The organism is Gottfriedia sp. OAE603 (genome assembly GCF_040543965.1).
Taxonomy (GTDB): domain Bacteria; phylum Bacillota; class Bacilli; order Bacillales; family Bacillaceae_G; genus Gottfriedia; species Gottfriedia solisilvae.
This window is the reverse complement of record NZ_JBEUNN010000001.1, coordinates 3,430,585-3,453,169: the sequence shown is the minus strand read 5'-3', so window position 1 is coordinate 3,453,169 and position 22,585 is coordinate 3,430,585. Positions and strand designations below refer to the sequence as shown.

Annotated in this window: 22 protein-coding genes and 1 riboswitch; of the genes, 13 read left to right on the top strand and 9 right to left on the bottom strand. The window is 34.6% G+C overall.

From position 1 onward, the window contains the following. Entirely contained in the window at nt 1-2,409 is a 2,409-nt protein-coding gene (locus ABID96_RS17550) for a glycogen/starch/alpha-glucan phosphorylase (protein WP_192603120.1), read from the top strand. A 35-nt stretch (nt 2,410-2,444) separates the two neighbouring features. Then, complete coding sequence (locus ABID96_RS17545) at nt 2,445-3,266, top strand: lipase family protein (protein WP_192603119.1); 822 nt, start codon at nt 2,445-2,447, stop codon at nt 3,264-3,266. A gap of 631 nt (nt 3,267-3,897) precedes the next feature. Here ABID96_RS17545 and ABID96_RS17540 read toward each other — a convergent pair. Beyond that, nucleotides 3,898-4,686 (bottom strand): TIGR00266 family protein, encoded by a 789-nt coding sequence (locus ABID96_RS17540; protein ID WP_192603118.1) that lies wholly within the window; start codon nt 4,684-4,686, stop codon nt 3,898-3,900. Nucleotides 4,687-5,160: 474 nt separating this feature from the next. Here ABID96_RS17540 and ABID96_RS17535 point away from each other — a divergent pair, with 474 nt between their 5' ends. Continuing rightward, a complete protein-coding gene (locus ABID96_RS17535; protein ID WP_088002455.1) occupies nt 5,161-5,361 on the top strand; it encodes a cold-shock protein in 201 nt (66 codons plus the stop codon). A 150-nt stretch (nt 5,362-5,511) separates the two neighbouring features. On the opposite strand, the gene ABID96_RS17530 is transcribed toward ABID96_RS17535, so the two are convergent. Both ABID96_RS17530 and ABID96_RS17525 read right to left on the bottom strand, forming a co-directional pair. After that, complete coding sequence (locus ABID96_RS17530) at nt 5,512-6,261, bottom strand: TraR/DksA C4-type zinc finger protein (RefSeq protein ID WP_192603117.1); 750 nt, start codon at nt 6,259-6,261, stop codon at nt 5,512-5,514. Nucleotides 6,262-6,360: 99 nt separating this feature from the next. Beyond that, nucleotides 6,361-7,293 carry a 1,4-dihydroxy-2-naphthoate polyprenyltransferase gene (locus ABID96_RS17525; protein ID WP_483301171.1) on the bottom strand — a complete coding sequence of 311 codons (933 nt, stop codon included), beginning with the start codon at nt 7,291-7,293 and terminating at the stop codon, nt 6,361-6,363. Nucleotides 7,294-7,438: 145 nt separating this feature from the next. Between ABID96_RS17525 and ABID96_RS17520 the strand changes: the two genes are divergently transcribed. The 6 genes from ABID96_RS17520 (at nt 7,439) to menC (ending at nt 14,863) form a co-directional block, all read left to right on the top strand. Then, entirely contained in the window at nt 7,439-8,845 is a 1,407-nt protein-coding gene (locus ABID96_RS17520) for an isochorismate synthase (RefSeq protein WP_192603115.1), read from the top strand. Further along, on the top strand, nt 8,835-10,574 hold the full coding sequence (gene menD, locus ABID96_RS17515; protein WP_192603114.1) for a 2-succinyl-5-enolpyruvyl-6-hydroxy-3-cyclohexene-1-carboxylic-acid synthase: 1,740 nt from the start codon (nt 8,835-8,837) through the stop codon (nt 10,572-10,574). The genes ABID96_RS17520 and menD overlap by 11 nt, the downstream gene beginning before the upstream one ends. Then, a complete protein-coding gene (menH, locus tag ABID96_RS17510) occupies nt 10,558-11,412 on the top strand; it encodes a 2-succinyl-6-hydroxy-2,4-cyclohexadiene-1-carboxylate synthase (protein ID WP_377896975.1) in 855 nt (284 codons plus the stop codon). The genes menD and menH overlap by 17 nt, the downstream gene beginning before the upstream one ends. Further along, nucleotides 11,409-12,227 (top strand): 1,4-dihydroxy-2-naphthoyl-CoA synthase, encoded by an 819-nt coding sequence (menB, locus tag ABID96_RS17505; protein ID WP_192603113.1) that lies wholly within the window; start codon nt 11,409-11,411, stop codon nt 12,225-12,227. The genes menH and menB overlap by 4 nt, the downstream gene beginning before the upstream one ends. Before the next feature lie 83 nt (nt 12,228-12,310). After that, nucleotides 12,311-13,750 (top strand): o-succinylbenzoate--CoA ligase, encoded by a 1,440-nt coding sequence (locus ABID96_RS17500; protein WP_192603112.1) that lies wholly within the window; start codon nt 12,311-12,313, stop codon nt 13,748-13,750. A gap of 12 nt (nt 13,751-13,762) precedes the next feature. Then, complete coding sequence (gene menC, locus ABID96_RS17495) at nt 13,763-14,863, top strand: o-succinylbenzoate synthase (protein WP_192603111.1); 1,101 nt, start codon at nt 13,763-13,765, stop codon at nt 14,861-14,863. 63 nt (nt 14,864-14,926) lie between these two features. Here menC and yidD read toward each other — a convergent pair whose 3' ends face one another. Beyond that, the gene (yidD, locus tag ABID96_RS17490) at nt 14,927-15,169 is read right to left on the bottom strand and encodes a membrane protein insertion efficiency factor YidD (protein WP_192603110.1); all 243 of its coding nucleotides are present in this window, start codon (nt 15,167-15,169) and stop codon (nt 14,927-14,929) included. 9 nt (nt 15,170-15,178) lie between these two features. Beyond that, entirely contained in the window at nt 15,179-15,334 is a 156-nt protein-coding gene (gene ytzI / locus ABID96_RS17485; RefSeq protein WP_088002481.1) for a YtzI protein, read from the bottom strand. Nucleotides 15,335-15,498: 164 nt separating this feature from the next. Here ytzI and ytkD point away from each other — a divergent pair, with 164 nt between their 5' ends. Next, nucleotides 15,499-15,978 (top strand): RNA deprotection pyrophosphohydrolase, encoded by a 480-nt coding sequence (gene ytkD, locus ABID96_RS17480; RefSeq protein ID WP_088002484.1) that lies wholly within the window; start codon nt 15,499-15,501, stop codon nt 15,976-15,978. A gap of 158 nt (nt 15,979-16,136) precedes the next feature. Here the strand turns inward: ytkD and ABID96_RS17475 are convergent, their stop codons facing one another. The 3 genes from ABID96_RS17475 to ABID96_RS17465 are packed head-to-tail and all read right to left on the bottom strand — an operon-like array spanning nt 16,137 to nt 18,711. After that, nucleotides 16,137-16,976 carry an ABC transporter permease gene (locus ABID96_RS17475; RefSeq protein WP_483301166.1) on the bottom strand — a complete coding sequence of 280 codons (840 nt, stop codon included), beginning with the start codon at nt 16,974-16,976 and terminating at the stop codon, nt 16,137-16,139. Beyond that, nucleotides 16,936-17,700 (bottom strand): ABC transporter ATP-binding protein, encoded by a 765-nt coding sequence (locus ABID96_RS17470; RefSeq protein ID WP_192603109.1) that lies wholly within the window; start codon nt 17,698-17,700, stop codon nt 16,936-16,938. The genes ABID96_RS17475 and ABID96_RS17470 overlap by 41 nt, the downstream gene beginning before the upstream one ends. 12 nt (nt 17,701-17,712) lie before the next feature. Beyond that, nucleotides 17,713-18,711 (bottom strand): ABC transporter substrate-binding protein, encoded by a 999-nt coding sequence (locus ABID96_RS17465; protein ID WP_192603108.1) that lies wholly within the window; start codon nt 18,709-18,711, stop codon nt 17,713-17,715. Between the two features lie 164 nt (nt 18,712-18,875). Between ABID96_RS17465 and ABID96_RS17460 the strand changes: the two genes are divergently transcribed. From ABID96_RS17460 to ABID96_RS17450, 3 genes are all read left to right on the top strand, one after another. Next, a complete protein-coding gene (locus tag ABID96_RS17460; RefSeq protein WP_192603107.1) occupies nt 18,876-19,028 on the top strand; it encodes a hypothetical protein in 153 nt (50 codons plus the stop codon). 21 nt (nt 19,029-19,049) lie between these two features. Next, nucleotides 19,050-19,241 carry an SRPBCC family protein gene (locus ABID96_RS17455; protein WP_192603106.1) on the top strand — a complete coding sequence of 64 codons (192 nt, stop codon included), beginning with the start codon at nt 19,050-19,052 and terminating at the stop codon, nt 19,239-19,241. A gap of 420 nt (nt 19,242-19,661) precedes the next feature. After that, on the top strand, nt 19,662-20,051 hold the full coding sequence (locus tag ABID96_RS17450; RefSeq protein ID WP_377896974.1) for a hypothetical protein: 390 nt from the start codon (nt 19,662-19,664) through the stop codon (nt 20,049-20,051). 403 nt (nt 20,052-20,454) lie between these two features. Here the strand turns inward: ABID96_RS17450 and pckA are convergent, their stop codons facing one another. Continuing rightward, the gene (gene pckA / locus ABID96_RS17445; RefSeq protein ID WP_192603104.1) at nt 20,455-22,041 is read right to left on the bottom strand and encodes a phosphoenolpyruvate carboxykinase (ATP); all 1,587 of its coding nucleotides are present in this window, start codon (nt 22,039-22,041) and stop codon (nt 20,455-20,457) included. A 321-nt stretch (nt 22,042-22,362) separates the two neighbouring features. Then, a riboswitch (SAM riboswitch) is annotated at nt 22,363-22,475 on the top strand. The last annotated feature ends 110 nt before the right edge of the window (nt 22,476-22,585 follow it).

Genomic DNA, 22,585 nt, shown 5'->3' with positions numbered 1-22,585 from the left:
ATGTTTTCTAGTGTGGAGGAGTTTGAATGGAATTATAAAGAAAAACTAGAAAGTATGCATGGAAAAAGTATTTCTGAAAGTTCTATTCAAGAACAATATGAAACGCTTGGAACAATGATTCGAGGATATATAAGCGAAGATTGGTTGGCTACAAGTGAGCAGTATCGTTTGGAACGAAAAAAACAAGTGTACTACTTATCTATTGAGTTCCTTTTAGGGAAACTTTTGAAGAGTAATTTAATTCATCTAGGACTAAGAGAATTATGTGAGTCTGGTTTGAATAATCTTGGAATATCTCTAGCTACATTAGAGGAATTTGAAAGCGATGCAGGACTTGGGAATGGCGGACTAGGAAGATTAGCTGCCTGTTTCCTAGATTCATTAGCTTCTCAGAATTTACCTGGTCATGGATGTGGCATTCGCTACAAACATGGCCTATTCGACCAAAAAATAGTTGATGGGTATCAAGTTGAACTTCCTGAGCAGTGGCTTAAATATGGGAATGTTTGGGAAGTTAGAAGAGATGATCAATCAATTGACGTGTTATTTGGAGGAGAAGTTGAAGCATTTAAGAGTAAAGATCGTTTAGAGTTTCGTGTACATGGAGCTGAGGCAATAAAGGCTGTTCCTTATGACTTACCAATCATCGGCTACCATACAAATACTGTAAATACTTTAAGACTGTGGAGTGCTGAAGCTTCTTCTCATTCTTCTAATAAATCTTTGATGAAATATAAGCGGGAAGCAGAAGCAGTTTCGGAATTCTTATATCCTGATGATACGCATGACGAAGGGAAAATTTTACGATTAAAGCAGCAATACTTTTTAGTTTCTGCAAGTATACAAAGAATAGTAGATTCATATAAAGAACAATATGGTGATATTCGTAAGTTTCATCATGAAATTGCTATTCATGTGAACGATACTCATCCTGTATTGGCTATACCTGAGTTAATGAGAATTTTAATAGATATTGAAAAGCTCTCTTGGGATGAAGCATGGGAGATTACAACACAAACAATCTCATACACTAACCATACCACATTATCAGAAGCGCTTGAGAAGTGGAGAATTGATTTATTTCAGCCATTGCTTCCAAGAATTTATATGATCGTTGAAGAAATTAATGAGAGATATTGCAAAGAGTTGTGGAAGAAATACCCTGGTGATTGGCATCGTATAGAAAATATGGCGATAATTGCTCATGGAGTTGTCAAAATGGCCCATTTAGCAATTGTGGGAAGTAAAAGTGTTAATGGCGTAGCCGAAATTCATACAGAAATTTTAAAGCAAAGAGAAATGAAGTTATTTTACGAATATGAACCAGCTAAATTTAATAATAAAACCAATGGAATCACTCATAGGCGATGGTTACTCCAATGTAACCCAGAGTTAAGTGGTCTAATTAGGGACTCAATTGGTGATGACTGGATCTATGAACCGACGCAATTAGATAATCTATTAAAATATGAAAATGATGAATCATTTTTAAATGAATTGATGCAAGTTAAGAAAAAAAGAAAAGAAGTATTAGAAAACTATGTTCATTACACTAATGGGATTGCTTTAGATACGGATTCAATTTTTGATATTCAAGTGAAGCGAATGCATGCATATAAGCGTCAGTTATTGAATGTTTTTCACATAATGTATTTATATAATAGATTAAAAGAGGATTCGCATTTTAAAATGCATCCGAGGACATTCATATTTGGTGCAAAAGCGTCCCCAGGGTATTATTACGCGAAAAAAATAATAAAGCTTATCCATTCTGTTGCTAATATTGTCAACAATGATCGTTATATTAATCAATTCATTAAAGTCATATTTGTTGAGAATTATCGAGTTTCATTAGGAGAAATGATTTTTCCAGCAGCAGATGTTAGTGAACAAATTTCAACTGCAAGTAAGGAAGCCTCAGGAACTGGCAATATGAAATTTATGATGAATGGCGCATTAACAATTGGAACATTAGATGGTGCGAATATTGAAATTTTAAGAGAAGTTGGTGAGAATAATATATTTACGTTTGGACTGACGGCTGATGAGGTGTTAAATTATTATCAGCATGGTGGGTACAAAAGTAGTGACTATTATCACCACGATTCTCGTATAAAAAAAGTTCTTGATCAGTTACTTTATGGACTATTTCCATTACCAAGAGTTGAATTTGAAGAAATATTTGATTCACTTATGTCATATAATGATGAATATTTCTTGCTAAGAGATTTTTCATCATATGTAAAAGCGCATGAGAAAATAAATCATTCTTATCAAAATAAACGAGAGTGGGCTACTAAAAGCCTATATAATGTAGCTAAATCAGGTTTCTTTACAAGTGATCGTACAATTCGTGAGTATGCATCTGATATTTGGAATATACAGCAAAGAAGTTTTCATCATTCCTAACCTCCTTTTTGTTTTAAGGAGGTTTTTCACATAAAGTGGAAACAGAAAGGGGAGTTAAGTTGAAATTCCTTTCAGTTGATTACGATCTTGCTTTAGAATTAGTACAGTGTTGTATACAGACTTATAAACAGTGGGAAAATGATGGGAATTTTATGGTACCAGCAAATTACTCACTAGTTTGTGGATTTAAAGCTTGTGCAATTATTGAGATGGAGTGGTTTGGGTATGTTATTGAAAATGAAAACTCACTCATTATTGCCTTCAGAGGGACAAAATCTGACTTAGATTGGCTAGCGGATTTAAAGGTTGAACAAGAATTATTTCCTTATGCAATGAACAGTGGTAGTGTACATTCTGGATTTCTATCTATTTATAAATCTTGTAGAGAAGTATTGTTAGAAATTGTAAAAGAAAGAGCAACCAATAAAAAAGTATATATAACAGGTCATAGCTTAGGTGGCTCTCTCGCTACTTTATTTGGGTTTGAGTTAGCAATGACAAACTTATGTACTCCGAATGTGTATAGTTTTGGAGCACCAAAGGTTGGAAATAAACAATTCAAAGAAAAATATGATGAATTTGTTCGACAAAGTATAAGATTTGTTAATATTTATGATATTGTCCCACTCAGTCCGCCTTTTAAAGTTGAAATCAAGCCACTAAATCTATATTTAGAATATTTACACGTTCAGCAAGCTATAACATTCGCGATCAATAAGGGTTCGATTTCAAAAAGTCACAATATCATGACTTATGTAGATGGTGTTAATAAGATGAAGCTTAAATATGACTATACACCAACCTTTACGTTTAAATTCCGTGATGAAGAAGAACTATTGATAGAGCAAACAAAATGAGCACAATCATATCTATTTTTAACTGAAAAAAAAGAAGATCCACTTTTAGTAACGGGTTCTCTTCTAGGAGGAAAAACAATTTTTCACGGTATGAATTGCTGTATATGTCGTAACAAATTAACACGATAAATAACACTGAGAGGATTGATATAACAGTCAATGCTCTTTTCTTTATTTGACTCTGTTAAAGAAGACTGTTGATTTCCATTCCAGGTACTTCGCTTTCCATGGGGTGTGACCCTGAGCCTTCTCGGCAAGCCTGCGGGGTCACAAGTTTCCCGCATCTCCCATAGGAGTCTTCGTACCTTCCATTCCAATCACTCACTAGCTTACGATTCTCTTTTCATACTCTAATGGCATTTGCTATATATTAACAGAACTATTTATTTAAAAATAGCATAGTTTTCAACAGCCGATTTATCATAAAAATAACACATAAATCAGCAGAGACAATGTTAATTAATATGCTAATTTACTGCTATTTTTAGTCTTAATTAACGAAAACCTTGATTTAACAATAAAAATGACAGACCATTTTTTTGTTAATTGGTCTGTCATTAGGCAATTTAATTTATATTTTTCTCTCCCATAGGAGAACCCGTTACACTTATAGTGGATCTTCTTTTTTTATTTAATCATTACCGTCTAATAAGTTTCCAATTCCTCCAAGGATGCTTCCTTCACCGCTTGAAGAAGAAGGTAAATACTGACCAATTCTTGATGCTAATCTTGCTAATGTTAATGATTGAACCCAAATCGTTCCAGGTCCTTGTAATGTAGCGAAGAATAATCCTTCACCGCCAAATAGTGCAGTTTTTACATTTCCAACATATTCGATTTCATAGTTTACATCACCAGTAAAGGCAACAATACAACCAGTATCAATTTTTACTTTTTCGCCAGGTTGAAGCGTTTTTTGATAAATTGAACCGCCTGCATGCAAGAAAGTAAGGCCATCACCTTCAACCTTTTGCATAATAAAACCTTCTCCACCAAAAAGACCTGTACTTAATTTTTTACGGAACTCAATACCAACTGAAACGCCTTTTGCAGCAGCTAAAAACGAATCCTTTTGACAAATCACTTTATTTCCATACTCCTGCAAGTCTAATGGAATGATAGACCCTGGGTAGGGAGCAGAAAAGCTAACTGTTTTAAGACTATTAGCATTATTTGTAAAGCTCGTCATGAACAAGCTTTCACCTGTTACTAAGCGTTTACCAGCACCTACTAATTTCCCAAAAAGACCACCCGATTGTGGAGATCCATCCCCAAAAATTGTTTCAAGCTCGATTCCGTCATCCATCATCATCATTGCGCCTGCTTCAGCAACAACACTTTCCTTTGGATCTAATTCAACTTGAACAAACTGCATATCGTGTCCGTGGATTTTGTATGTAACTTCATGTGCTTTTCTCATTTTTACATTCCTCCTAAAGAATAAATATACAACTTTTTTAATACTAATTTCTAGATTTTTATTAAAAAAATAACCAAAATTTTACATAGTTCTGTGTTCTATTATGACTTAATATAACAGAAAAAAATCATAATAAAACCTTACAATATCTATCTATATTTTAAATGATAAATTGTATGAATTATATAAAAATTTTACCAGAAAATGAGATTTAGTATCATTGACGCTTATTTTTATATATGATATATTTAAATTACTATTAACTGCATATTCATTTGAAGGTAAGAAATTAACGATCCATTTGCACTACAAAATTTTTAGTACTGCTCATATTTTTCTTTGTCTTGAAAAGAAGTAATGACCACTTTCAATGTTGTAGCAATCTTAACTTGATTGACAATGACGTTCTTTTTCTTAATCCCTCTTTATGCACGTTTTAATAGTGTATAAATGTATTTCTAGGAGGTATTATCGATGGAATTCGGTAAAGTTAAATGGTTTAACAGCGAAAAAGGATTTGGATTTATCCAAACTGAAGGTGGAAACGACGTATTCGTACATTTCTCTGCTATTCAAGGCGAAGGTTTCAAAACTTTAGAAGAAGGTCAAGAAGTTAGCTTCGAAATCATCGAAGGTAACCGTGGACCACAAGCTGCTAACGTAAACAAAAAATAATTTTTGTCATGTCTAAGGCATCCTCATGTAGGGTGCCTTTTTATTTATGAAACTAGTAATCTATTCATTTCCTCCAATCCACGAAAAGTGTAAAGATGACGTTTACTAAATAAAAACACGCATTCTAAAAATGCGTGTTTTAGGTGAAGATTAATATTTGTCTATGTCCTTTGCATCAATGCTATCCAATTCACCATTTAGTGCTTGTTCTTCATAATCATCTAGTTCTCTTTCATATTGTTCATGTTTTTTTGTTGGATAGACTGTTCGATTATTTCCATAGATATCTGTTCCGATAAAATTCTCAAACTCTTCTACATAACCGACGTTTTCATAACTTTCAGTGTATGTGTCATCATATTCCTGAATATTGTTAAATTCAAAATCTGACGGCGTCTGAGAGCTTCCATATCGTTCTACAGCTTGTAATGAATCCTCGGCGTCGAACATCATTGATCGATCTTTTTTATCCCTAGCAAATGGTGGAGTTAGAACTTCTTCTTCAATTGGACGATCGTACTCTCTATTGGAACTAGAAATATGTTGATCATGAGCATGTTCAATCATTGTTTTAGCCGTTGGGAGTGCTTCTAGTCGGTCAAATGGAATTTCTTCACCACTTACTTCACAAATACCATATGTCCCGTTTTCAATTTTTTGTAAAGCAGCCTCAACATCAGCTAATTCATTTCTTAGGTGTTCGTGAAGTGCAATATCTTTTTCACGTTCAAATAATTCTGTACCTAGATCACCTGGGTGATTATCTGCAAGAGAAAGCTCATCAACAGAGTCTCTTAATGAGTAAGGTGTAAACGCAGGGTCTTCAAGTCTCTCTTGTATATGTTTTTTCTGCTCTAAAAGATTGGATTTTAATGTTTGAAGTTGTGTTTGTGAAAGCATCATGCTCCCCCTTTTCAATAAATGGATATGGCTATCCATATTTTGTTCAAAAAGGAGGAAAACATGAGTTAAGTTTTTTGAGGAATTGAATCGGCTTACTTAGGAAAGAATATTTCCAATTATTAATCCGATTACGATTAGAAAGCCCATTATTGTATTTGTCTTCGCTGTAGCAGCCATTGCCGGCATCATTTCAATTGGTTCAGTTTTACCAATAAATCCTTTAGTTGCTTTAATTGCTAAAGGTATGCTTAGTAATGAAATAAGAACAAATGGCGTCATCAATTTTGCAATGACAAATGCTACAACTAAAGCATATGCAATTACAAACATTGAACCGATAAAAATAATTGAATTTTTTTTGCCTAATAAGATAACAAGGGTTTTTCGTCCATTTTCCTTGTCGTTATCTAAGTCACGAATATTGTTTGCTGTTAATATTGCACCGATTGTAATTGAAGTTGGTAATGATAGTAACAATATTTTTGTTGGTACACTACCAGCTTGGATATAGTAAGTAATTCCGATAATCACAACACCCATAAAAAATCCAGCAACTAACTCGCCAAATGGGGTGTAAGCAATTGGGTATGGTCCCCCAGTGTATAAATAAGCTGCTGTCATACAAATTATTCCAATTACTGCGATCCACCAGCTGCTTTGCATACATATATAAATACCTAATAGGACTGAAATACCAAAAAAAGTAAAAGCTAGCTGTAATACAGTTGAGGGCTTAATTCCATCTCTTACAATTGCTCCGCCAATACCGACTGAGCCTTCATGGTCTAAACCTCTCTTATAATCATAATACTCATTAATCATGTTAGCAGCTGCTTGAATCAATAAACTTGCTACAAGCATTGCAATAAATAAAAGTGTATGAAATGAATCATCAATATGTGCCAATATTGAACCTATCGCAACAGGAATGAAGGCTGCGGTTAATGTATGTGGTCTTAATAAATTCCACCATGTTCGGAAACCTGTTGAGGAGGTTGGAGATTGAATAGTTGGTTGCATATTTAACATCCTCCTTAATTATATTATTTGAAAATGTAGATCGTTTTAGTTTAAAAAAGTATGGACGAACTTCATAAAATTGACAGTCTACATTCATCGTTGTATCTTTAGTTATATCATGTATTTACGTATATTAAAGCTAGGGGGAACTGTTATGCTTAGAACAGGTCAACTGGAATCGATCGCTTACTTCGAGCAGTCACTTCAGAAGGCAAAAGCTTGTTCAAAACGCTTTATTTGTAAAGTGGATAAAATAATGAATATTCATCCCCTAAGTGTTTACCATTTTTATCATAAATTGGGTTTTACTGAACGCTTTTATTGGTCAAACCAAGAAAATTCGTTAATTCTCACAGGAATCGGTACTTTAGTTCCTTTTCATCATAGTACAGAAGAACAGTATTCTGCAATAGAAAAAGAATGGAAACGCTTTGGAGAGGAAGTGTATATCGAGCAAGAGAATTGCTTTGGTACTGGACCTTTGGCTCTTGGGGGTTTCTCTTTTTTTGAAACTTACAAACATGACCATGATTGGAAGGAATTTGGTACATCACATTTCTTTGTTCCAAAGTTAATGATAACCGTTACACAAGAGGGGACGTTTATTACATCTAATTATGAAATTAATGCACAAACTACTTTAGAGGATTTGTTAAGTCAATATAAACAATACGATGACTATTTAGAGCAATACGGCATGAAACAACCAACATTTACTCAATCTGAATGTATCCAAAAGGATGAGTTTGAACCAAATGAATGGATTCAAAGTGTGAAAACAGCTATTCAACAAATGAAAGATGAACAATTGGAAAAGGTTGTTTTAAATCGTACATTAAATGCGACATTCTCATCTGAAGTAAATTCATCAAAAGTAATTTACGAACTTGAAGCAACAAGAAATGTTAATTATGTCATTACCTATCAACTAAAAGATACTGTATTTATCAGTGCAACGCCGGAAAGATTGATTGCAAAAAAGAAAAATACAGTTTCTTCAATGTGCCTTGCAGGATCTGCTGCAAAAGGAAAAACAAAAGAAGAAAATAGCGAGGCAGCTAATTGGTTATTAAATAGTAAGAAGAATAATGACGAACATGCTTTTGTCGTAAATTATATAAAAGAAACACTTCGACTATATTGTGATCAGTTAACGATACCAAGCACACCTAGAATTATGGCAACAAAAAGCTTATTGCATCTTTTTACGCCAGTCGAGGGAACTATTTTACAACACGTTTCGATTTTCAAATTAATTCAAGCATTACATCCAACACCAGCACTTGGGGGATTTCCAAAGGAGGTTGCTTGTAAACTAATTCGCGAGCTCGAGCCTATTGAACGAGGATGGTATGGAGCACCAATTGGTTGGATTGATTTAAATGGCAATGGTGATTTTGCAGTTGGAATACGAAGTGCATTAGTGAAAGCAAATAAAGCGAAATTATATGCTGGCTGTGGAATCGTACAAGATTCAAAACCGGAAGAGGAGTTTTACGAAACTGGTGTGAAGTTTCTGCCGATGCTTAATGCATTAGGAGGGTTACGAAATGAAAGATAATGAAGCGCTATCAAAGTACATTGGTTCACTAGTGGATGAACTAAGTGCATTAAATATTCAAAACGTAGTTATCAGTCCAGGGTCACGATCTACACCGATTGCGATGCTAGTGAATGAGCACCCAAAATTAAAATCTTTTATCGCGATTGATGAAAGAGGCGCTGGATTTTTTGCATTAGGGATTGCTAAAAGCACGAAGCAACCTACTGTTCTTATTTGCACGTCTGGGACAGCTGCTTCAAATTATTTACCTGCTATATCAGAAGCAAAAGAATCTAGAATTCCCTTAATTGTCATAACTGCTGATCGCCCTCATGAATTAAGGGATATCGGCGCACCACAGGCAATGAATCAAATCGGATTATATGGTTCGTTTGTGAAAAAATTTATTGAGCTTGCTTTGCCTGAAGCTTCAGAAGCAATGTATCAATATGCACGCGCAAGTATGAATAGATTGTATCGTTCATGTATGACTGCTCCTAAGGGGCCAGTACATGTAAATATACCTTTAAGAGAACCATTGGTTCCAAATTTTGAAATTGAGGACCTTTTTTCAGCTGGAAAACGTCATCAGGACCGTGCTTATACAAACGTTTCTGAATCCTTTGCTACAATTTCAAAAGATACAATTAAGCAAATGCATGAGCTTTTTCAATCAAAAAGAAAAGGCTTATTAATCTGTGGACCTTATGTTGAAGAAAAAGCGCTTCATTCAATTTTAGAATTAGGCGAAAAATTAGGATATCCAGTTCTGTGTGATCCACTTTCGAATGGTCGAACTTTCATAAATGATAAAGCACTGACAATCGATACATATGATACATTTCTACGTTTTGGAGAGAATGTTGATACCCTTGATTCAGAGGTCATCATTCGTTTTGGAGCAATGCCTGTTTCAAAAACATTTAATCAGTATGTTCAAAAGCAGGAGAATTGCGAAATAATCGTTATTGATGAAGGGGATTTATGGAGAGATCCGACATTAAGAGCGACTCAAATGATTTCATGTAATGATACAGAATTTTGTCATGCAATTTTACATGATTTTCAATTGAATGAGTCATTTGATCATGATTGGTTAATGAAATGGCAGACAATTAATCAAAAAACAAAATCAGGTTTGCAGAAATCTGAGCTTTTTGAAGAGTTGTTTGAAGGAAAAATAGTTCAAGTACTTGCTAAAAATCTACCTGAAAATAGTACAATATTTGTTTCGAATAGCATGCCGATTCGTGACATTGATACTTTTTTGCATACGCAAAACAAAAAACTTACCATTGCATGTAATAGAGGAGTAAATGGTATTGATGGTACGATTGCAACCGCATTAGGAATGGCTGCAGCAGGTGAGCATATTACGCTATTAATTGGTGATTTATCTTTTTATCATGATATAAACAGCTTAGTATTAGCAAAATTACACCAGCTTCCTATCCAAATTGTATTAGTGAATAATGATGGCGGAGGAATTTTTTCATTTTTACCTCAATCTAAAGAAGAAAAGCATTTTGAGACATTATTTGGTACACCACTCGGTTTAGATTTTCAACATGCTACTGCACTGTTCGGAGGAGTACATACAAAAGTTTCAAGCTGGTTTGAGTTTGAAGATGCATTAGCGCTTAAACATGAAAAACTACATGTAATTGAAGTTTTAACTAACCGTAAGGAAAATTATGAGCTACATCAAAAAGTATGGAGCATTGTAAAAAATGAGTATGAGAAATGAAAAAGGTGTTTCTAAAATTACTTTGAATGGCGTTCACTATTCGTATATAGAAGAAGGAGAAGGCCAAACTGTTCTTTTACTTCACGGTTTTACTGGGACGAAAAAAACATGGTCTGAACTCATCAAAAAACTGAAACAAAACTTTCGGGTAATCGCAATTGATTTATTAGGTCACGGAGAAACTGATTCTCCTGAAGATTCTGATCGTTATGTAATGGAAAAAGCGGCTAAGGATTTAGATGATTTTTTAACTAAAAAACAAATTGATCGCATACACCTTCTTGGTTATTCAATGGGAGGTAGGCTTGCGCTTTACTTTGCCTTAAATTTTAGGCATAGAATTCAATCACTGTTATTAGAAAGTTGTACAGCAGGTCTTACTTCGGAAGAGGAAAGATTATCGAGAATAAAACAAGATCATCAGTTGGCATCACTCCTATTAAATAATGGGATCAAATCGTTTGTGGAGTATTGGGAGAACATCCCTTTGTTTTCATCTCAAAACCAATTATCAAAAAGTCATCAAGAAAAGATTCGAGCAGGTAGATTACTGCAGTCACCAATCGGTTTAAGTAACAGCCTAAAGGGAATGGGGACAGGCATTCAGCCATCTCTTTGGGATCAACTAGATACATTGGAAATTCGTTCATTATTGATTTGTGGTGAATATGATGAAAAGTTTTGTTTCATTATGGGAAAAATGAATGAGAAGTTTAAAAATAGTGAAATTAAAAAAATTCCACGTGCAGGACATGCAATTCATGTGGAACAATCGGAAATATTTGCTACAATAGTAAGTGAGTTTTTTTTGAAAAGTGAAAAGGAGGAAATGTCATGACAATTGAATGGGTACAAGAAAGAAAGTATGAAGAAATTTTATATTCTACATATAATGGAATTGCAAAGATTTCAATCAATCGTCCACACGTACATAACGCATTTACACCATTAACTGTTTCAGAAATGATAGATGCATTTGCATGGGCAAGAGATGATGAAAAAATTGGTGTTATTATTTTAACTGGTGAAGGTGGAAAAGCATTCTGCTCAGGTGGAGACCAAAGTGTTCGCGGACATGGTGGATATGTTGGGCAAGATCGCATTCCTCGCCTAAACGTATTAGATTTACAACGTCTAATCCGCGTTATTCCAAAACCAGTAATCGCAATGGTTGCAGGTTATGCAATTGGTGGAGGAAATGTATTAAACGTAGTTTGTGATTTAACAATTGCTGCTGAAAATGCAAAATTTGGCCAAACTGGTCCTAACGTAGGTAGCTTTGATGCTGGTTATGGTTCAGGTTACTTGGCTCGTATTGTTGGACACAAAAAAGCTCGTGAAATTTGGTACTTATGCCGTCAATATGATGCCGGGGAAGCATTAGATATGGGCTTAGTAAATAAAGTTGTACCATTAGAAGAACTGGAAACTGAAACAGTAAAATGGGCAGAAGAAATGCTTGAGAAGAGCCCGACTGCACTTCGTTTCTTAAAAGCAGCAATGAATGCTGATACAGATGGACTAGCTGGTCTTCAACAGTTAGCTGGGGATGCAACATTACTTTACTACACTACAGAAGAGGCAAAAGAAGGCCGTGACGCGTTTAAAGAAAAACGTAAGCCTGATTTTGGTCAATTCCCACGTTTCCCTTGATTCGTAGAAGATTTAAGCTTGATGAGCAATCATCAAGCTTTTTTTGAATGTTGTGAATTAAGATTCTATTAGGAGGTGTTGAAATGAATCAAATTCCAAATTTTTTACTAGAACGAGTTAGATTAACACCTAATCGAATTGCAGTTGTATCGGATCAAGAAGAAATTACATTTAAAGAACTTCATGAAAGAGTCATACAACTTGCAGGAAGGTTTCATAGTTTTGGTATTGAAAAAGGAAAGCATGTATCTGTACTAATGAATAATTCCATAGAGTTTATCGTTACTGTCTATGCAATCCACTATATTGGAGCAATTGCTATATTATTAAATACTAGATTAAATGAAGATGAAATTAGCTATCAAATACAAAATAGTGATTCAAATTTTTTAATTGTCGAAAATGAAAATTTCATAGCGCCTCCATCAGCAGTCCGTGTACTAGCAATGAATAATATACAGCAATTTGAAGTAAAACATGTAGTCGTTCGTGAGTATTTTAATCATGATGAGATTGCAACTATGATGTATACATCCGGAACGACGGGATTTCCTAAGGCTGTATTGCAATCTTATGGGAATCATTGGAGTAGTGCGATCGCATCAGTCCTGAACTTAGGATTAGATCAAAGTGACGTATGGCTGGTGTGCTTACCAATGTTTCATGTTGGTGGACTTTCTACGGTATATAAAAGTGCCATATACGGAATGAAGATTATTTTAGCGGAAAAAGCTGAAGCAGGGATTGTACTAAATTATATTAATCAATACAAAATAACAATTTTATCTGTTGTAACGAAGGTATTAAATGATTTGCTCAATTTTGAGGATATGAATGAAGGATTAAGTAATATTAGAGCAGCGTTACTTGGAGGTGGTCCTGCGCCAATACCACTTTTACAGAAAGCTCAAGAGCGCAATGTGCCTGTATATCAGACTTATGGGATGACTGAAACCTGTTCACAGATTGCGACTCTATCTCCAGAATTTATGCTTTCGAAAATCGGTTCAGCGGGTAAAGCACTTTTTGGTTGTTCACTAGAAATACAAGAAAATGGCAAGCAGTGTTCTCCTGGAGTTGTCGGTGAAATTGTTGTAAAAGGTCCTAATGTAAGTAAAGGTTATTATAAACTACAAACAAATGATACTTCGGAATTTTTTTATACAGGTGATTTAGGGTATGTCGATGAAGATGGTTTTTTATTTGTTGTTGACCGACGAAGTGACTTGATTATTTCTGGTGGAGAAAATATTTATCCAGCGGAAATTGAGTCAATCTTATTAACACACCCAGATTTAATTGAGGCTGGCGTTACTGGGAGGGAAGATCCAACCTGGGGAAAGGTTCCAATCGCGTTTGTGATAGCAAAATCAAATAATCACCCTTCAGAGCAAGAAATGATTGAATTTTGCCAGAAAAAATTAGCTAAGTTTAAGATACCTAAAGAAATTCACTTTGTCTCGAGTCTACCAAGAAATGCTGCAAACAAGTTAGTAAGAAGAGAGCTTCATAAGCTACTATAAGGGGAACAAATTATGTTGATTCAGCAAGTAGAGTTATTTTTAATTGAACAGCAGCTTAGAATACCTTTTAAAACTAGTTATGGTCTTTATGAAAATCGAGAAACAATTATTGTCAAACTAACTGATGAAAGTGGAACAGTAGGGTTCGGTGAGGTAGTTGCGTTTTCTGAGCCATGGTATACAGCAGAAACGATTCAAACATCACTTCATATTTTGCAGGACTTTTTGATCCCAACCATTCTAAACAAAGTATTTACTCACCCTTCAGAGGTTGCAGAGAGGTTAAATATCTTCAAAGGTAATCCGATGGCAAAAGCAGGGATAGAAGGTGCCTGTTGGGATTTATTTTCCAAGAAAAAAGACATTTCATTAGCTAAAGCTTTAGGTGGGATGAAAGAAGAGATTCCTGTCGGAGTTGTTGTCAGCATGAATGACCCAGGAGTAATGCTTCAGCAAATAGAGAGATTTCAAATAGAGGGTTATGAACGATTTAAGATAAAGGTGTCGAAGCAAAATGATTATGAAGTGATTTCGAAAATCCGTGATAAATTCCCAACGATTTCATTAATGATTGATGCAAATTCTGACTATACTTTGAATGATATTGAACAACTAAAACGATTAGATCAATTTAAATTATTGATGATCGAACAGCCATTTGGCGATCGAGATTTTATGGAGCATGCAGTCCTTCAAAAAGAAATAGCGACACCTATTTGTTTAGATGAAAGCATTTATTCACTGGAGGATGTTGAAATTGCATTTGCTCTACAGGCTTGTAAGATAATTACAATAAAACCTGGCAGAGTTGGGGGCTTAACAGAGTCATTAAAAATTCACGATTATTGTGTTGAAAATAATTTGCCAGTTTGGGTCGGTGGGATGATTGAGACAGGTATATCTAGAATACAAAATGTGGCACTTGCATCATTAGCTGGCTTTACAATACCTGGTGACATTTCAGCTTCATCAAGACATTGGGAACAAGACATTATCGATCCTGAAGTAAAATTGGAAAATGGAAAAGTTAAAGTTCCAAATGGGGTTGGGTTAGGAATTACTGTGAATGAAGAGAGAATAAAAAAACTAAGTAAAAAGGTATTCAAGTTTTGAAAGAGTCTTGAGTAATAAAAATAAAAGAAAAAAGATGATATCAAAGGCTACTTGTCCATTTGCTCAAGTTTCTTTGATATCATCTTTTGTATACTTCTCCGGAACAGGATCATATCCCCCTGGATGCAATGGATGGCATTTAAGGATTCTTTTAGTCGTTAAATAGGTCCCCTTGAGCGCTCCGTGCGTCTGAAGCGCTTCTAGACCATAATGTGAGCATGTGGGATAGAACCTACAAGTTGGAGGTGTAGCAGGGGAAATCCATTTTTGATAAAATTTTATAAAACTAATTAATATTGTTTTCATTTATTATATTTATTCTTTTACATCTTCATCATGATTGTTTTTTACTTTTATATCATCAAGTTTGTCCACTTTATGCTGAACACCGTATCCTTTATTTACAGTCAAAACAAATGCACCAAAAACAACAACAATTATGATTGCACTAACGACATAAACTCCAGTCATTATATAACCTCCTAATGATTATACTATCATCATATAGTATACTGTCGAATATGCAAGTCAATCAAATATTTCATATTGTTTTTCGAATAATGTTTCAATATAGATGAAACATTTTAATAGACATAGTACAATGGAAAACAAAGTATGAATCTAGGAAGGTTAAAATGTATACATTTAAAGACTTTTACCATAACACGGTTGAACTATCATTTGAAAAGCATCCATTCTCGCCAAATCCAAAACATGTTTGGGTTATATGTAAATACAAAGATCAATGGCTACTGACCGACCACCAAAGAAGAGGATATGAATTTCCAGGTGGAAAAGTTGAGGAAGGTGAATCACCTGAACAAGCAGCTGTGCGTGAAGTATTAGAAGAAACTGGTGGTAGTGTCTCCTCAATCAATTATCTTGGTCAATATCGTGTAACAGGTAAAGACAAAATAATTATTAAAAACATTTACTTTGCTAATATTGGAGAACTTTTAACCCAACAGCACTATTTTGAAACAAATGGACCTGTTCTGTTTAAAGATTTTCCACCTAGCATTAAAAAAGACCGTCGATTTAGCTTCATTATGCGTGACGAAGTATTTTCACACAGCTTAAGCTATTTGAACTCAATTGTTAAGGATGCAAAATAAAAAAATGCTCACTGAAATAGTGAGCATTTTTTTTTGAGGTTCATATTCTCCATACTTTAGATCCTCGAGGTCATAAGCAAAAAACCAGTAAAGGTAAAAAGCACCTTTCCTGGTTTTCGTCTTATGCTTGTCGGAGCTGACCAGTCGCCTCCACTTTTCTATTTTTTTACAGTTTTTCTCTCAATATATTCAACAATAATGTACATTAAACCGGCTGAAACGCTTATGATAAGTACGCTCATGAGAACTAAGGTGAAGTTAAATACTTGGAATCCATAAACGATTAAGTAGCCGAGTCCGTTTTTGGAAACTAAAAATTCTCCGACAATCACTCCTACCCAAGCCAAGCCGACATTTACTTTTAATGTTGAAATGACAGTTGGTATACTAGCAGGAAAGATGACATTTTTAAAGACTTGTGATTTTGTAGCCCCAAAACTTTTAATGACTTTAATGTAATTTTCATCTACTTGTTGAAATGCTTGATAAATAACTAAAGCTGTAATAACAAAGCTAATAATAATCCCCATTGCAATAATGGAAGAATATGTTGGACCGAAAATAACGATGATAATAGGGCCAAGTGCTACTTTTGGCATTGCATTAAAAACTACTAAGAATGGGTCGAGTACTTTTGAAGCGAAAGGATACCACCAAAGAACAATTGCAAGTATGATTCCAATGATTGTTCCTAATACAAAGCCAATCAATGTTTCGGTAATTGTTGTCATGGCATCATGATAGATTGTGCCATCAAGCAGTTTCGTAATAAATAAATCATATATTTTAGTAGGAGAACTAAACAATAATGGGTCGATTATTTGTCTATGGCTTAATAGCTGCCAAGCAATAAAAAACAATACAATTAGTAGGAATTGAAAGAAGAATACGAATAGCTTCTTTCTGCGATTTTTTTTCATAACGTAAGCATGGTAGTCTTGTAACTCGTCTTTTACATTATTCACGCTTCTCCAGCTCCTTCCAAATCGAAGAAACATAAGAAGGAAATAGTGATTGCTGTCTTGCCTCAAATGGTGAATTATTCCGTAATTCTTCAGGTAATGGAAAAATATTTGATATTTTCGTAGGAACATTCGTTAGCGTTATGACACGATCACACATTGCAACAGCTTCTTCAATATCATGAGTTACTAATAGAGCAGTCGTATTTAATTTTTTAAATAAGTGAAAAACCAACTCTTCAAGTTTTACTTTGTTTTGATAATCAAGAGCAGAAAAAGGTTCGTCTAGTAATACAATAGATGGGCTTGTAGCAAGTGTTCGCACTAATGCTACTCGTTGACGCATGCCCCCTGATAGTTCCCTTGGGTATGCATTTTCATAACCTTCCAATCCAACTTCTTTTAGTAATTCTAAAGCACGAAGTTTATTTTCCTCAGAATCTTTCCCTAATATTTCTAGCCCTAGAAAGATATTCTCTTTTATTGATTTCCAAGGAAACAAATAATCGTGCTGAAGCATATAGCCAATTTCTCCAGTTTTAACGTCATAAGGATGACCTTTAAACTGAACTGAACCACCATAAGGTGTTAATAAAGATGAAATGATTGATAGAAGTGTACTTTTTCCACAACCACTTGGGCCTAAAATAGATACAAATTCACCTTTATCAACTTTAAATGTCAAGCTATCTAATATTTTACTTGCTTTTTGTTTTGATAGAAAAACATGTGAAATTTCATTAACTGTAAGATAACTCATATGCATAACCTACTATTGCTTAGTAGATTTTTCAGCAAATTTTGTATCTACTAAAGTAGAATGTGGTACTTCTTTAGGTAGCTCTCCGGAATTTTTCATGATCTTTTGAAGATTGTTCCACTCATCTTCTTCTAAAATAGGGTTAGTAGAATATGAGTTTTGAGATTTGTATCGATCGATTACTTTCGTAGCTATATCTAAAGGAGTGTCTTGGAAAAATGGAGCAACGCTTTGTGCAATTTCTTCAGCCGAATGAGAGTCTACCCACGCCTGAGCTTCGTACAACGCGTCAGTAAATTTTTGAGCCGTTTTAGCATTCTTTTTCAAGAAGCTTTCTTTGGCGATAAATGCTGTATAAGGAACCTTACCAGATTCCAAACCAAACGACGCCACGATCTTTCCTTTTCCTTCTTTTTCAAAAATACTTGCAGTAGGTTCAAATAACTGAACATACTCCCCTGTACCAGATGCAAAAGCATTGGCAATATTAGCGAAATCAATATTTTGAATAAGTTTTAAGTCTTTATGAGGCTCGATACCATGATTGCTGAGAACATATTCTCCAACCATTTGTGGCATACCACCTTTTCTTTGACCTAAGAATGTTGTACCTTTCAGCTGCTCCCAATTAAATGTACCTTTTTGATTTCTCGCAACTAAAAAAGTTCCATCTGTTTGCGTTAATTGAGCAAAGCTTTTTACTGGATCATTTGCACCTTGAGCATATACATATAAAGTAGTCTCTGGACCAACTAACCCAATATCAGCACCGTTAGACAAGACGGCAGTCATTGTTTTATCTCCACCAAAAGTAGTTGTTAATTCAACATCTAGACCATGCTTTTCAAAGATTCCCTCACTGATTGCAACATATTCTGGAGCATAAAACAGGGAACGAGTCACCTCAGCAACACGGACTTTTATCTTTCCATCACTAGACTGTTCTTTTGAACAAGCCCCAAAAACAGAAGCAATTAATAAAAATAAGATTAATAGCCATTTAGTTTTCATGTAATCCCTCCTAGCATAAAATACTATACATTAGCCTATGCAATAGGAAAAAATGGGTGAATATGGAAATGTTTATTTAAGAATAGTTCTATGGTGATGATTAATTACACAAAGCATCAATTTTAGAAATGAGCCTAAAAATAAAAATCACTATGATAAAATAAATGGAAAGTGTACTTATAGCAGAAAGAGCAATGCCAATTATTGACCAAAAAAATAAACAACTATTTATAATAACTTTGAACGCAAGAACGAATGAAATTGAAAAAGAAACGAAACGAAAAAGGGTTGAAAAGGTTATAAAAACATTAGGTTGATGTAAGAGAAGGTGAACGAAAGTGGAGAACAATGAGGGGCAGAGTTTTATTTGGATTAAAAGCAATATAGAGCTAGTCTGGAATGCAATCATAGATCAAGACAAACTTTCGAAATGGTACGTACCTGGATCACCATGGGAAATACCAAACCTAAGCGTTGGTGAAGAAATGGCTTTCACATTAATGCCAAGTAGACATAACCATTTAACATAGAAAGTTACCATGATTCTAACGATTGAGAGTATCCAATTCCTAGAAGAGTTTACATTTAGTATAACTACTCCAAAAACATCTCAATTCACCTAAAAGAAGAAGATAGGGGAACTAGCGTAACAATGAATTTAAAAGGCTTCGCTCCATCATTAAAAAATTTGAAAGCTCTTGTAGAAGGTATGAGATTCCTAATGTGAAGTGCGGGAAAGCTGAGTCCCACATCATTGTGGGCCCAAGAGGCTCAACTCACGCCCCATGGAAAGTGAGCACCTGGAGTGGAATTCAACACACATCTTTTTCAGAACCTAAATACATAAAATCAAGGGGAAATAATGAGAAACAAAAAACTTAAATACATAATAATTGGTATCATAGCATTAATCATTTTTTATTTCTTTACGAACAATAAATGAGAACCGAGTGAGAAACTTTGATGATTTAATTCCTTATAAGCATAGGTATTTTGAATCAATTTCATTTCGAAAGGATATTTCTTTAGAAGATACAACAAGAGCAGTGGATTGGGTGTCAAGAGATCAAGGTCAAGTCGATGAATTAATGAGGTTTTTAAGTCAATATCGCCTAAAAAAAATAAGTAATGAAACATTTAATGCACGATTAAATGATAATGAAGAAGGAATTTTCGATTTTTTTATAACCCACTCTAGGGGAGCTGTTGCAATCGTTAATGTACAAGGTGATGTTGTTCATATCTTTGGGAACTATTATGAAGTTATAAATGGACCGATTGATATGGAGTGGATCAGAAAGTTCGATGACAAAAACGAAAAGAAATATACACCAAAATAAAAAATCGGTTTATCAATCCAATTCTTTACCTTTTCAGCAAAAAATTAGGTCTTGGATTAGAAGACTTTTTTTGATGACTTAAATTGAAAGTTACTATTACTAAATAAGAGTGTTATCTTAAGATGTTGAATGGAGCGTAAGGTGCTCGACTCCTATGGGAGATGCGTGAAAGGTGAGACCCCACAGGAGGCCCACAGGATGTGGGTCATGCATGCGTTACGACAGGACGTCATGGTTTTAGCATGCCTACCTTTTTCTAGGAGGCTCACCGCACGCCCATGGAAAGCGAGCACCTGGAGTGGAATTCAACACTCTTCTCTTACCTAGAAATTTAAATTAATGTTGTTCAAACTTTTACAGCACAAAAAAAGGTCTTCGATTAGAAGACCTTTCAATGTTAATATTATTTTAAAGGACCGCCAAGCTCAGCAAGTTGAGCATCAAAGCCTTCGAATTTTTTAAAGTTTTCTTTGAACTTATTCACTAATTCAAGCGCTTTAACTTCATATGCTGATTTGTCTTCCCAAGTTAATGATGGAACTAATACTTGATCAGGCACTCCTGGAACATGTTGAGGAATTGAAAGACCGAAAAATTCATCTTGAGTAGTTTCAACGTAATTTAAATCTCCTTCAAGTGCAGCGTGTACCATTGCTCTTGTATATGAGAGATTCATACGTTTACCTACTCCGTACTCTCCACCAGTCCAGCCAGTGTTAACTAAGAATACATTTACATTATGTTTTTCAATCTTTTCACCAAGCATTTTTGCGTATTCTACAGCTGGAAGCGGTAAGAATGGTGAACCGAAACAAGTTGAGAACGTTACTTGAGGTGATGTAACTCCGCGCTCAGTACCAGCTAATTTACTAGTAAATCCACTTAAGAAGTGGTACATTGCTTGTTCTTTCGTTAATTTACTGATTGGAGGTAATACTCCGAAAGCATCAGCAGTTAAAAAGATAATTGTATGTGGGTGTCCAGCAACACTTGGCTCAACAATATTTTGAATTGCTTGCATTGGGTATGCTGCACGTGTATTTTCTGTTAATGAAGTATCGTCATAATCTGCTAAGCGACCGTCAGGATTTACGACTACGTTTTCTAATACTGTCCCAAATTTAATCGCTGAGAAAATTTGTGGCTCTTTTTCAAATGTTAAATTAATACATTTTGCATAGCAGCCACCTTCGATATTGAAAACACCATTGTCTGACCAACCATGCTCATCATCACCGATTAATTTGCGGTCTGCGTCAGCTGATAGTGTTGTTTTACCAGTACCAGAAAGGCCGAAGAATAATGCTACATCACCTTCATTACCAACATTTGCTGAGCAATGCATAGGCAATACATTGTTCTGTGGTAATAGGAAATTCATAATTGAGAAAATTGATTTTTTCATTTCTCCTGCATATTCAGTACCACCGATTAGAATAATACGTTTTTCAAATGAAATAATAACGAATGCTTCTGAGTTCGTACCGTCAACAACTGGATCAGCTTTAAAAGTTGGAGCAGAAACAATCGTAAAATCTGATTGATGTGTTAGTAATTCTTCCTCAGTAGGGCGGATAAATAACTGGTGAGCAAATAAATTATGCCATGCAAATTCATTAATAACTTGGATTGGTAAACGATATCCAGTATCAGCACCAGCAAATCCTTTAAATTGGAATAATTCGTTTCTATCTTTTAAGTAAGTAAGTACTTTACTATATAATTTTTCGAACACATCTGAAGAGATTGGCTGATTTACTGTTCCCCAATCAATTAAGTTTTCAACAGATGCTTCATTTACAATAAATTTATCTTTTGGTGAACGGCCAGTATATTTTCCCGTTGATACACTAACTGCTCCCGTTGACGTTAGAATACCTTCTTGTCTTGTTAGAACTTTTTCAACTAGCTCAGAAACGCTTAGCTGGTTATACATGTGATTACTTGAAAGTAATTCATTCAATTCAATATTTACATCAACTGTCTTCATATACTAATACCATCCTTTAAATATAATTTGTCTGCCATGTAGGTATCTCGTTAAATAGTATAACACATTTATTTTAATAGTGTATACTATTAGTTGGAAAAATGTGTAACGAAATTATTAAAAATTTTAAAATGAGTAAAACGGTATACTTAAAGGTGTAAATTAGCTTGTATGAAAGATATTATTAGGTATTACCCATTTAATAGGAATGAATGTAAATCGTGTGATGATTTTCTATTTATGGTGAAATGTGTCTAAAGTATGATGAAAATTGTTGACAAGAAAGTTTATTTTTAATATGATACTTTTCATACGGATACTCTCTTATCCCGAGTAGGTGGAGGGATACAGGCCCTACGAAGCCCAGCAACCTCACTTTAAGTGAAAGGTGCTGAACCTGATGCAAGGCAATTTATTGTCTTGGACGATAAGAGCGAAAGGCAAATAACTAAACCTTTCCTCAAGCAATATGGATAAGAGGAAGGCTTTTTTTTTGCTCAAAACTTAAATACAGATGGCAATTTCGTAATTAACACTGAGTTAT